Source organism: Haloferax sp. Atlit-48N, assembly GCF_003383015.2.
Taxonomy (GTDB): Archaea; Halobacteriota; Halobacteria; order Halobacteriales; family Haloferacaceae; genus Haloferax; species Haloferax volcanii.
Genome location: NZ_CP137689.1, coordinates 2,286,484 through 2,298,182, shown reverse-complemented (window position 1 = coordinate 2,298,182; position 11,699 = coordinate 2,286,484). Strand labels below are relative to the sequence as shown.

Here is an 11,699-nt window from a genome sequence, read left to right as displayed (position 1 = left end):
CGCTCTTTGAGCCGGACGCCGTTCCTCGAAGCGTAATGACGACCGATTCGCGACCCGCGGCCCACGACCACGACACGCCCGACACCGCGACCGACCGCGTCCACGACACCTCGTGGTCCGCGAACCTCGAACTCCCGCGACACGCCGCCGACCGCGACCTCGTCGTTGCGGAGGCGGTCGCCGCGGTCGAACACACGACCGCCGGCCACCACGTCAACCTCGTCACCCACGGCGACCACGGCCACCCGGAGACGTACCTGTACGACGCGCTCGCGGAACGGTTCGACGGGAACTTGGAGTACGAGTACGTCGAGCAATGCGGCTGCGGCGGGCACGTGACGCGGGTGTACGTGGAGTAGTCGCGTCTCGGTCTCGAACGTCCAGACCGGTGCCTGCACTCGCGGCGAGCCGGTGTCTAGCTACCCCGACGAACCCGGGGTTCCAGCGGTTCCGTCGCCGGCATCCGTTCCGGCGAAGAAGTCGAACGCCAGTTCGCCGTCGAGGACGTGCGTGTGCTCGAACGCCCCCGTCTTGACGAGTTCCACGGTACTATCGACGACGAGTCTGCGGGCCGAGTCCGGCCATTCGGTGACCGCGAGGTTGATGAACGCGGTCTCGTCGGCGAGCTCGCCGAACCGGTGGACCTCGAAGACCGTGGCCGTATCGTCTCGGAACAGCGACACAGACGGGTGGGGCTCGTGGCCTCCCTCGAACGGCCCTCGGAGTGAGAGTTTCGGCGGAGACCCGTCGCCGTCCGGTGCCACGAACCGCTGTGTGAGCGACCGGAGTTCGGTGTCGTCTGTATGCGAAATCGAGACGGCGAGCGGTCTCGGAAGGGGGCCGGAAGTGGGGTCGACGCCCACGGTGGCGAGGTCTCCGTCGTCTCCGGCCCCGAATTTGAGGTATTTTCCCCTGTCTCGGGGGTTGTCGTCGGTCTCGACTACCGGGTCCGTGCGTTCGGTTTGCGGGCCGAGAGAGCTACATCCTGCGGTCAGGGTGGAGGCTGCGATCAGGGCGGACGCGAGGAACGCGCGGCGGCGCATAGTTGTCAACACGTTGGTGGCAGTAACAATGTTCTGGACCGATGACACGCGCTGTGAGTGCTTCGGCAGCGTCCCGGTTCTGTTCGCTGTCGTCCGGTCACAACCGCGGCACACCGCCGACCGCGACCTGGTTGTTGCGGAGGCGGTCGCCGCGCTCGCGTCGATGCTGTACCTATTTATCGGGGAACGCGGATGACTCTCCTATGGCCTCGCAACTCGTTTTGGCCCTGCTGGCAGGCGTCTTCGCCGGAGCCCTGTTCGGCCTCATAGAAACACCGATTCCGGCCCCGCCCAACCTCGCCGGGATACTAGGTATCGTCGGCATCTACCTCGGATACAAGGGCGTCCAGCGGTTGGGGTTCCACGTCGATATCTCGGGGGTGCTCGCGTCGCTGTTCTGAGCGCGCAGTCCGAGAAAAACAGTTCGGCCCGATACTGAAACCCCCGACTCCTCCCGCGGACGAGTTACTCCGACTTCCCCTTCGGATACGTCTCACCCGCCGACTCGTCGCCCTCGCCCTTGAGCCACATGAACGCGCCGAACAGCGCGGGCGACGCCAACATCGCGCCGAACGTCCCGGCCAGCGCGATGCCGCCGAGGCGCTCGGTCCCGGGGTCACCGAACGGTTCGGCCACCTGCGCGTTCGACCCGCCCTCGTCGTCGGTGACGACGACTGCCCCTTTCATGCCGAGCGTCTTGTGCGGCGTGCAGGCGTAGGTGTACGTCCCGGCCTCCTCGAAGGTGTGTTCGAACGTGTGGTCGCCGGCGCTGACGAGGTCGGATTCGAAGCTCCCGTCCTCGGCGGCGACGTTGTGCGACCCGCCCTCGCCGGTCCACGTCCACGCGACGGTCGTCCCCTTCGAGACGCGAATCGCCGCGGGGCCGAAGCCGAACGCCCCGCCGTTGGCCTGCGACCCGACCTCGACCGTCACGCGCTGGAGGCCGGTCTGCGCCTCCACGCCGTCGAAGTTCGAGGTGTTTTCGAACCACGCGTCGAGGTCCGCGTCTCCCTCGCCGGCGCTCTCGGTGGACTCCGACTCGCCCTCGCCGGCCGAGTCGGTCGAGTCGGCTGCCTCGGTCGCGGTCGCGCCGCCGACGTCGCCGACGACGATTGCACCCTTCATGCCGAGCGTCTTGTGCGGCGTGCAGACGTAGGTGTAGACGCCGGTCGAATCGAACGTCCGCTCGAACGTGTGGCCGCTGTCGCCGACGAGGTCGGACTCGAAGCTCCCGTCCTCGGCGGCGACGTTGTGCGACCCGCCCTTCCCGGACCACTCCCAAACGACGGTCGTTCCGGGGTCGACGCGCACGGCGGCCGGGCCGAACCCGAACGCCCCGCCGTTGGCCTGTGACCCCACCGTCACCGTCACCGTCGAGCGTCCCGTCTCGTCCACCACCCCGTCGTAGTTCGAGGTCTGTGCGAACCACGAGTCGAGGTCGGACCCCGACTGCGCTCGTGCGGAATCGGTGACGCCTCCCAGCGCGGTCGTAGAGACGGCCGCGCCGCCGAGGAGTCGAAGTACGGTTCGCCGGCCGAGCGTCGGAGATGTGGTGTCGTTCGAACTCATGATTGAGGATGGCGAGGCGGTGGACCCGCCCCGCTCGACACTCGACGGTTGGGGGTCCGGTGAAAAGCCCGTCTCGGTGGTTCTCGAACCGCGGCCGGAAGCCGAACATGTTCGGAACTATCTTTGTGCGGCGGGGACGACTTCGTTTCACTACCGATGCCCCGGGCAACACTCTCCATCACGCTCCCCGAGCAGGTCTGGGTCTCCGACCTCTCGGGCCGCTATCCGGACGCCGAGTTCACCGTGCTCGCGGCGATGCCGGCCGACGAGACGGGCGTCGGCCTCGTCGAGATACGAGCGGCCGACATCGAACCCGTCGTCACCACCATCGACGAGTACGAGTCGGTCGTCTCGGTGACGATTCTCGAAGCGCAGCCGGAGCGCGCGCTCGTGCAGTTCGAGACGACCGAGCCGCTGTTGATTCTCACGCTCAGCGAGGTGGGCATCCCGCTGGAACTGCCCATCACCATCGTCGACGGCGAGGTGACAGTCGAGGTGACCGCGCCGCGGGAGAACCTCTCGGAGTTGGGCGAACAGCTCACGCAGTTCGGCATCCCGTTCGACCTCGTCTCCATCCACCAGTCGATAGACACGGAGTCGCTTCTCACCGACGACCAGTACGACCTCCTCGAAACGGCCGTCTCCGAGGGCTACTACGACACGCCGAGGACGTGCACGCTCACCGAACTCGCCGAGGCCGTGGGGCTGGCGAAGTCGACGACGAGCGAGAAGCTCCACCGGGCGGAGGGCAAAGTGATGAAGGCGTTTCTCGCGCGGGACGACGCGACGGTCGGGTAGGTCTCAGTCGTCGGCTTGGTCGCTGACGGCCGACCACATCGTCGAGAGCTGGTCCGAGGCCGACCGCGACGGCGACGACACCGAAAGCGAGAGGTCGCCGGGTTCGCGCGTCACGACGACCTCCTCGAAGCCGAGCGCGTAGCGGGCGGCGTCGCGGCCGCGGTCGCGTTTTTCGAGGAGCCCCGCCTCGACCATCTGTTCGAGCTTTCGGTACACCGTCGACCGCGGGAGGTCGCACGCGGCGGCGATGTCCGAGGCGGTCATCGGCCCGTCGAGCCGCCTGAGGACCGCCCGACACTGCGGGCTGGTGAGGGCGGCGAACACCGTCTCGAAGTCCGGTTCGAGCGCGTCTGAGAGTGGATTGGTCGACATCTGCGTGAGAGTGGATTGCTCGGCGGCGACCCGCGCGCCGTCGGTTCGATTCCCGATACACCTCCGGGGCGTATGAAAGTCGTGGGGCACCAGCGTCGGTGCGGTCGAACCGATGGCCGTCGATTCTGACTGGTACGCCCGACTCGACTGTTTTCCCGCCCGGTACGTATCGACCATGCCGAACATGTTCGGTGAACTCCTGTGCGTCGGGAACCGGCGAGACCGTATTCCATACCCCCGGACAACGACCGACCGTAATGCGAAACTACGTCGGTGCACCCGGTTCGACGGTATCGCGTCGCGAATTCCTCGCCGCAACGGGAAGCGTCGGAGCGCTCGGCCTCGCGGGGTGCGCCGCGCCCACGAACGATGACGGCAACGCCGCCGTCGGCACGGACGAGACGACGGTCGCCCAGACGAGCGAGTCGAGTCTGCCGTACACCAGTCCGCCGGAGGTCGTGCAGGTGGACGAACAGGGCGGGCAGGTCACCCTCAAGAGCGCGCCGGCGCGCCACGCGGCCCACCCCCTCGAAACGATGGGCGGGCCGGTCGAACTCCCGCAGGTGTGGGCGTTCAGCGCCGACGACGGCGAGCCGAGCGTCCCCGGGCCGATTCTCCGGACGACCGAGGGCAACGACATGGAGGTCACGCTGGACAACACCGACGGGATGCGCCCGCACACGGTCCACTTCCACGGCGTGCGCAAGGCCTGGAAGGACGACGGCGTGCCGACGACGACGGGCATCCGAGTCGACCCCGGCGAGAAACACACCTACACCATCCCGGCGAACGTGCCCGGAACGCACCTCTACCACTGTCACTACCAGACCCACCGGCACATCGAGATGGGGATGTACGGCATCCTCCGCGTCGACCCGAAGGGGTACGAGCCGGCCGACCGGGAGTACTTCATGACCGTCCGCGACTGGGACTCGCGGCTCCCCCGGCAGATGGCCGGCGAGAACGTGACGTACGACCCCCGGGACCGGAAGCCGGACGTGTTCACCGTCAACGGGAAGAGCGCGCCGCGGACGCTCCACCCCGAAGACGGCTCGCCCATCATCGTCGAGCAGGGCGACACCGTCCGGGTCCACTACGTCAACGCGGGCTACATGAGCCACCCGATGCACATCCACAACCACCGCTTCCAGGTCGTCGAGAAGGACGGCGGCGTCGTCCCCGAGGCCGCCCGCCACGACATGGACGTGACGAACATCGCGCCCGCGGAGCGCCACACCATCGAGTTCACGGCGGACGCCCAACCCGGTATCTACCTCATGCACTGCCACAAGGTCAACCACGTCATGAACGGGGGCTTCTACCCCGGCGGCATGCTGAGCGGCGTCGTCTACAAGGAGGCGATGGACACCGACATCTTCGCGAGCCTGATGGAGTACGCCGGCTACGAGGGCTGAACGACGCACCCTCGTGTCGCCGGAGCCGGTAAGCAGGTCGCCCGCTTGTCGGTCCCCCGTTTCCGACCCGCCCGTCACAACTGTTATTAATCAGTTGTATCACTAGCTAATCAATGGCGTCGACACAGCTCCAACACGCCCGAGCGGGAACCGTCACCCCGGCGATGAAACGGGTCGCAGCGCGCGAGAACCGTGACCCCGAGTTCGTCAGGGAGCAGGTCGCCGAGGGGCAGGCGGTCGTCCCCGCGAACCGCAATCACGACTCGCTGGACCCGATGGTTATCGGCCGCGAGTTCGCCACGAAAGTCAACGCGAACATCGGCAACAGCGAGACGACGAGCGACCTCACCGAGGAGTTGGAGAAACTCCACACCGCGGTCCACTACGGTGCGGACACGGTGATGGACCTCTCGACGGGGTCGAACCTCGACGAGATACGCGAGGCGAACGTCGCGTACTCGCCGGTCCCCATCGGCACCGTCCCCATCTACGAGGCGGTCAAGCGCGTCGACAGCCCCGAAGACATCACCCGCGACCTGCTCCTCGACATCATCGAGAAACAGGCCGAACAGGGCGTCGACTACATGACGATTCACGCGGGCGTGCTGATGGAGCACCTCCCGCTTACCGACGGCCGGAAGACGGGCATCGTCTCCCGCGGCGGCTCTATCCTCGCCCAGTGGATGGAAGAACACGGCGATCAGAACCCCCTGTACGTCGCGTTCGAGGACATCTGCGATATCTTCGCTGAGCACGACGTGACGTTCTCGCTCGGCGACGGCCTCCGACCCGGCTGTCTGGCCGACGCCGGCGACGACGCGCAGTTCGCCGAACTCGACACGCTGGGCGAACTCACGCGGACCGCGTGGGACCACGGCGTGCAGGTGATGGTCGAGGGACCCGGCCACGTCCCGATGGACCAGATTGCCGAGAACGTCGAGCGCCAGCGGGAAGTCTGCGACGGCGCGCCGTTCTACGTGCTCGGGCCGCTCGTCACCGACGTGGCTCCGGGCTACGACCACATCACGAGCGCCATCGGCGCGACCGAGGCGGGACGCGCCGGCGCGGCGATGCTGTGTTACGTCACGCCCAAGGAACACCTCGGCCTCCCCGACCGCGAGGACGTGCGCGAGGGGCTCGCGGCCTACCGAATCGCCGCCCACGCGGCCGACGTGGCGAACGACCTCCCCGGCGCGCGCGACTGGGACGACGCGCTCTCGGAGGCCCGCTACGAGTTCGACTGGGCGCGGCAGTTCGACCTCGCGCTCGACCCCGAGCGGGCGCGGTCGTACCACGACCAGACGCTCCCCGGCGACAACTACAAGGAGGCGCGCTTCTGCTCGATGTGCGGCGTCGAGTTCTGCTCGATGCGCATCGACCAGGACGCGCGCGAGGCCGACGGCGAGATGGAGACAATCGAGTCCGCGACCGACCTCGACGCGTCGCCCGCGGCCGACGCGAACCTCCCGCCGGTCGGCGCGCACGACACCGACCGCGTCCCCGACGAAATCGAAATCGGCGGCGTCACGTTCACGCCCGAGTCCGCCCACGGCGACGACTGACGACCCGCCGCGTCCGCGGCCCGCCGACCAACCGACTCCGCGGGCAATCGACCGAACCCACCGCGCGACCACCCCGTGTCGGTGGCTTCTTTTTCCGGGTCGCTGAAAGGGAGTACCAATGGTCCTCGGCAGTCTCCTCCCGTCGTCGCCGCTCGCGAACGTCGCCGTGATTCTCCTGATGACCGGTCTCATCTGGGTCGGCAGCGGGTGGCTCGAAGCGTCAGCCGACCACCTCGCGGCGTACTACGGCCTCCCGGCGGTCGTGCAGGGCTCTATCATCGTCGCCCTCGGGTCGAGCTTTCCCGAGTTCGCCAGCGTCGCCGTCGCCGCGGCCGCGGGCGTCTTCGACATGGGCGTCGGCGCAATCGTCGGCTCGGCCATCTTCAACATTCTCGTGATTCCGGCGCTGTCGGGGCTCGCCACCGACGGCGACCTCGAAACCAGTCGCCTCGTCGTCTACAAGGAGGCGCAGTTCTACATGGTCGCCGTGGCCACGCTCGTCGTCACCTTCTCGCTGGCGGTCATCTACTTCCCCGTGCCCGACGGCCCGCCCCTGACGGGAGAACTCACCCGCCCCATCGCGCTCATCCCACTGCTCCTCTACGGGCTCTATCTATTCATCCAGTGGCAGGACGTGTCGGAGCACGAAGCCGAGGACGCTGGCGTCGCTGACGGCATCGGCCGCGAGTGGGCGCGGCTCCTCGGCGGCCTCCTCGTCATCCTCGTCGGCGTCGAGCAACTGGTCGGGAGCGTCGAGTCGCTCAGCGCGACGTTCGGCGTCCCGACGTTCCTCGCGGGCGTCACGGTCGTCGCCGCCGCGACGAGCCTCCCCGACACGCTCGTCAGCGTCCGTTCGGCCGCCGACGGCAACAGCGCGACGAGCCTCGGCAACGTCCTCGGGTCGAACACGTTCGACCTGCTCGTCGCCATCCCCGTGGGCGTGCTCATCGTCGGGAGCGTCCCGGTGGACTTCGCCGTCGCCGTCCCCATGCTGGGCGTGCTGACGCTGGCGACCGTCCTGCTTTTCGGCCTGCTCCGGACGGACCTATCGCTCACCCGACTGGAGTCGTACGCGCTCGGCGCGGCGTATCTCGTCTTCGTCGGCTGGGTTATCGCCGAGACCGCGGGCGTCACGTCGCTCCTTCGGAACTGACGGGCGGACGCGGTCGGTCCGTCGGGTCCGCCGACTCGGGCCGACTCGCCCCGACGCCCGGCGACCCCGCCCTACTCCTCTCGCGGCTGTCTGACCGTCACCACCGGCACCGGCGAACTCCGAACCAGCTTCTCGGCGACGCTCCCGAGCATGTAGCGGTCGAACCCCGTGTGGCCGTGGGTCCCCATCACCACGATGTCCACGTCGTACTCGTCGATGTACGCGAGGATGCCGTCGTGAATCGACACGTCGCGGCCGACCGACTTCCTGATAGTCTCGACGCCCGCGGCGGCCGCCGTGTCGCTCGCCGCGTCGACCGCGTCGCTCGCCCGCTCTTCGAGTTCGTCGAGGAGGAGCGGGCCGCGGATGTCCGCGCCGAAGGCGGCGACGTTGACGACCGACACCGCGTGGAGCGCCGCGTCGGTCGCCGCGGCCAACTCGCTCCCGAACGTGACCGCCGCGGTCGCGCAGGCGCTCCCGTCGGTGGGCGTCAGCACGTCGGCGTAGGGGTACGCGAGGTCGGTCGCCGCGTCCGGCCGAACGGTGAGCACGGGCACGTCCGACCGCCGGACGACGCGCTCCGTGGTGCTCCCGAGGAGGAGGCGGCTCAGCCCCGTCCGCCCGTGGGTCGGCATGACCACGAGGTCGGCGTCCCGCTCGGCCGCGTACTCGGTGATGACCTGATACGGCTCGCCGCGCTCGACGCTCGTCACGGCCGTCACGTCGGACTGCGACGCGCGGGCCGCGGCGTCGCTCACGAATCGCTCGCCGTCGCTTCGGCGGCGTTCGCTGGGGTCGTCGCCGGCGCCGTCGCCCTCGGAGCCGCCGGTCAGGCTCGGGCGGCGCTCGGGCTCCGGCGGGGCGACGTGCAGTAGGTGGAGGGTCGCGTCGTGGGCGGCGGCCATGTCGACGACGTGGTCGAGGACGGCGTCCGCGCCGTCGCTCCCGTCGGTCGGAAAGAGGAGTTGGTCGAACATGGTTCGATATTCTCAGCGAACGCACAAAAGCGAGGAGGCTGGTCGCCACGGGGTGAGAAGCCGACCGCGCCCCCGCCCCCGTCCGCCGTCAGCGTCGGAGCGCCCAGACCGCCAGTCCGATGGCTTCCCGGAGCGTCACGCCCGCCGCGAACACGTACACCGTCTGTAACGGCAGTTCGAGGAAATCGATGGCAGCGACCGCGAACGACATCACGATGGCCATCCCGACCCACCCGAGTGCGAACCGGCGCTCCGACGCCGACGTGTGTGTGCCCAACTCGACCATACTCCCTGACTCGGCCGAATCTATTTAATTTCTCGTGCTGGCGCGCCCGAGCGGGCGGTCGGGTGCGCCGTCGACGGCCGGGTTACTCCGATTGGGTCGTGTTGTTCCGCTCGGGGCCGCTACTCCGATTGGGCGTCCACCACGGCGACCCCCGCCAGATTGACGATGTCTTTGACCTCGTCGCCGCGCTGGAGGACGTGAACCGGTTTGTCCATGCCGACGAGCATCGGGCCGATGGCCTCCGCGCCGCCGAGCCGCTGGAGCAGCTTGTAGCCGATGTTCCCGGCTTCGAGGTTCGGGAACACGAGGACGTTCGCGGGGTCGTCGAGTTCCGCGAAGTCGTAGGTGTCGGTCAGCATCTCCTCGACGAGGGCGGTGTCGGCCTGCATCTCGCCGTCGACCGGGAAGTCCACGTCGGGGTCGGCGTGCAGTTGTTCGACGGCGTTTCGGGGCTTGCGCGTCCCCTCGTTCGTGACGCTGCCGAAGTCCGAGTACGAGAGGAGCGCCGCGCGCGGTTCGACGTTGAAGCGCCGGGCGAGCTCGGCGGTGTGTTTCGTCACCTCGGCGAGCACGTTCTCGTCGGGGTCGAGGTTGACCGTCGCGTCGGCGCAGAAGACGACGCGGTTCCGGAACGTCAGCATGTAGACGCCGGCGGCGTAGTCGGCGTCGTCGGCCGTGCCGATAATCTGGAGCGGCGGGCGCAGCGCCGACGGGTAGTGGTGCGTGAGGCCCGTCAGCATCGCGTCCGCGTCACCGACTTCGACCATCACGCTGGCGAAGTAGTTCGAGTCGCCCCGCACGAGTTCGGCCGCCTCGGTCCGGGTGAGGCCCTTGCGCTGGCGGCGCTCGTAGAGGTGGTCGACGTAGTGGTTCCACTCGCCGCTTTCGGGGTCCGCGATGGTCGGGTCGAAGTCGAGGCCGAGGTCCTCGGCGGTGCGGAGAATCTCTTTCGTCCGGCCGACGAGAATCGGTTCGGCGATGCCCTCCTCGACTAGCTGGCTCGCGGCGCGAATCATCTTCTCGTCTTCGCCCTCCGCGAGGACGACGCGCTTGGGGTTCGACGCCGCCTTGTTGAGGACGACGCGCATCATCTCGCGGGACTTCCCGAGGCGGGCTTCCAACTCCTCGCGGTAGGCGTCGAGGTCGCGCTCGCGGCGGGCCGCGCCGCTCTCCATGGCCGCCTCGGCGACGGCGGGCGTCACCTCGTAGAGGACGCGCTGGTCGAGCGGCTTGGGGATGAGGTAGTCGGGGCCGAACTGGAGCGGGCCGTCGCCGTAGGCCTTGACGACCGCGTCGGGCACGTCCTGTCGCGCGAGGTTCGCCAGCGCCTCGGCGGCGGCGCGCTTCATCTCCTCGTTGATCTCGGTCGCGCGCACGTCGAGCGCGCCGCGGAAGATGAAGGGGAACCCGAGGACGTTGTTCACCTGATTCGGATAGTCGGAGCGCCCGGTGGCCATGATAACCGTGTCGTCGCGGGCGTCCTTCGCGTCCTCGTAGGTGATTTCGGGCTCCGGGTTCGCCATGGCGAAGATGATTGGGTCGTCGGCCATCGACCGCACCATCTCCTGGCTGACGATGCCGCCGACCGAGAGACCGACGAGCACGTCCGCACCCTCGATTGCGTCTTCGAGGTCGCCGTCGTCGACGCCGCGGGCGAACGGCTCGGCGTACTCGTCGAGTTCGCCGGCTTCGGCCCGCGACTCCGAGAGGACGCCGTCGATGTCGCACAGCGTGATGTTCTCGTGAGGGATGCCCAGCGAGACGTAGAACCGCGCCGTCGCGGTCGCGGCCGCGCCCGCCCCCGAGAAGGTGACGTTCAGCGACGACAGCTCCTTGTCCGCGATGTCGGCGGCGTTCAAAAGCGCCGCCCCGGAGATGATAGCCGTGCCGTGCTGGTCGTCGTGGAACACGGGGATGTCCATCCGGTCGCGCAGGGACTCCTCGATTTCGAAGCACTCGGGCGCGCGGATGTCCTCTAGGTTGATGCCGCCGAACGTCGGCTCCATCGCGGCGACCGACTCCACGAACGCTTGGGGGTCGTCGTGGTCGAACTCGACGTCGAACACGTCGATGTCGGCGAAGCGCTTGAACAGCACGCCCTTGCCTTCCATCACCGGCTTCGACGCCTGCGCTCCGATGTCACCCAGCCCGAGCACCGCCGAGCCGTTGGAGACGACGCCGACCAGATTACCCTTCGCGGTGTACTCGTAGGCGGCGTCTTCGTCCTCCGCGATGTCGCGGCACGGCGCGGCCACGCCCGGCGAGTACGCCAGACTCAGGTCGCGCTGTGTGTTCGTCGGCTTCGTCGTCGCTATCTCTACTTTCCCCGCGGGCGGACGCCGATGGTAGTCTCGGGCGTCGTCTCCGAGTGTCATTGCTCGTGATGGGAACGGTGAGGTAAGTAGACCCTTCGCTCCGACAGCGCCACGTCAACGAGAGTCACGCACAGCGCCGCCGCTCGTCGCGCCGTTTCCCCGCCGGGGTGATGAATGTACGGGTCCGGCTGGTGCGTACGGGCGGCAGC

The 11,699-nt window shown here is 68.3% G+C and carries 13 protein-coding genes; 7 read left to right on the top strand and 6 right to left on the bottom strand.

What is annotated here, in order from left to right; all coding sequences use genetic code 11:
• The first annotated feature begins 35 nt into the window (after positions 1-35).
• Positions 36-359, top strand: a complete 324-nt coding sequence (locus tag DEQ67_RS12350) for a CGCGG family rSAM-modified RiPP protein (RefSeq protein WP_115891450.1) — start codon at positions 36-38, stop codon at positions 357-359.
• Positions 360-419: 60 nt separating this feature from the next.
• On the opposite strand, the gene DEQ67_RS12345 is transcribed toward DEQ67_RS12350, so the two are convergent.
• Positions 420-1,043, bottom strand: a complete 624-nt coding sequence (locus DEQ67_RS12345) for a hypothetical protein (protein ID WP_115891451.1) — start codon at positions 1,041-1,043, stop codon at positions 420-422.
• 28 nt (positions 1,044-1,071) lie between these two features.
• On the opposite strand from DEQ67_RS12345, the gene DEQ67_RS12340 reads away from it, so the two are divergent.
• A complete protein-coding gene (locus tag DEQ67_RS12340; RefSeq protein ID WP_158543168.1) occupies positions 1,072-1,239 on the top strand; it encodes a hypothetical protein in 168 nt (55 codons plus the stop codon).
• Positions 1,240-1,246: 7 nt separating this feature from the next.
• Positions 1,247-1,444, top strand: a complete 198-nt coding sequence (locus DEQ67_RS12335; RefSeq protein WP_004042032.1) for a XapX domain-containing protein — start codon at positions 1,247-1,249, stop codon at positions 1,442-1,444.
• A 64-nt stretch (positions 1,445-1,508) separates the two neighbouring features.
• Here the strand turns inward: DEQ67_RS12335 and DEQ67_RS12330 are convergent, their stop codons facing one another.
• On the bottom strand, positions 1,509-2,612 hold the full coding sequence (locus DEQ67_RS12330) for a halocyanin domain-containing protein (protein ID WP_115891452.1): 1,104 nt from the start codon (positions 2,610-2,612) through the stop codon (positions 1,509-1,511).
• A 156-nt stretch (positions 2,613-2,768) separates the two neighbouring features.
• Here DEQ67_RS12330 and DEQ67_RS12325 point away from each other — a divergent pair, with 156 nt between their 5' ends.
• Complete coding sequence (locus DEQ67_RS12325) at positions 2,769-3,410, top strand: helix-turn-helix domain-containing protein (protein ID WP_004042034.1); 642 nt, start codon at positions 2,769-2,771, stop codon at positions 3,408-3,410.
• Positions 3,411-3,413: 3 nt separating this feature from the next.
• On the opposite strand, the gene DEQ67_RS12320 is transcribed toward DEQ67_RS12325, so the two are convergent.
• Positions 3,414-3,782, bottom strand: a complete 369-nt coding sequence (locus tag DEQ67_RS12320; protein WP_049914811.1) for a winged helix-turn-helix domain-containing protein — start codon at positions 3,780-3,782, stop codon at positions 3,414-3,416.
• Between the two features lie 257 nt (positions 3,783-4,039).
• Here DEQ67_RS12320 and DEQ67_RS12315 point away from each other — a divergent pair, with 257 nt between their 5' ends.
• The 3 genes from DEQ67_RS12315 to DEQ67_RS12305 all read left to right on the top strand — a co-directional run bounded on the left by DEQ67_RS12315 (position 4,040) and on the right by DEQ67_RS12305 (position 7,912).
• Entirely contained in the window at positions 4,040-5,197 is a 1,158-nt protein-coding gene (locus tag DEQ67_RS12315; RefSeq protein ID WP_004042036.1) for a multicopper oxidase domain-containing protein, read from the top strand.
• A gap of 113 nt (positions 5,198-5,310) precedes the next feature.
• Entirely contained in the window at positions 5,311-6,759 is a 1,449-nt protein-coding gene (thiC, locus tag DEQ67_RS12310) for a phosphomethylpyrimidine synthase ThiC (protein WP_049896262.1), read from the top strand.
• 118 nt (positions 6,760-6,877) lie between these two features.
• On the top strand, positions 6,878-7,912 hold the full coding sequence (locus DEQ67_RS12305) for a sodium:calcium antiporter (protein ID WP_004062733.1): 1,035 nt from the start codon (positions 6,878-6,880) through the stop codon (positions 7,910-7,912).
• A gap of 71 nt (positions 7,913-7,983) precedes the next feature.
• Here DEQ67_RS12305 and DEQ67_RS12300 read toward each other — a convergent pair whose 3' ends face one another.
• The 3 genes from DEQ67_RS12300 to DEQ67_RS12290 form a co-directional block, all read right to left on the bottom strand.
• Entirely contained in the window at positions 7,984-8,889 is a 906-nt protein-coding gene (locus DEQ67_RS12300; protein WP_115803060.1) for a universal stress protein, read from the bottom strand.
• A gap of 88 nt (positions 8,890-8,977) precedes the next feature.
• Positions 8,978-9,175 (bottom strand): hypothetical protein, encoded by a 198-nt coding sequence (locus DEQ67_RS12295; protein ID WP_004042040.1) that lies wholly within the window; start codon positions 9,173-9,175, stop codon positions 8,978-8,980.
• Positions 9,176-9,294: 119 nt separating this feature from the next.
• A complete protein-coding gene (locus tag DEQ67_RS12290; RefSeq protein ID WP_115891453.1) occupies positions 9,295-11,550 on the bottom strand; it encodes an NADP-dependent malic enzyme in 2,256 nt (751 codons plus the stop codon).
• Between the last annotated feature and the right edge of the window lie 149 nt (positions 11,551-11,699).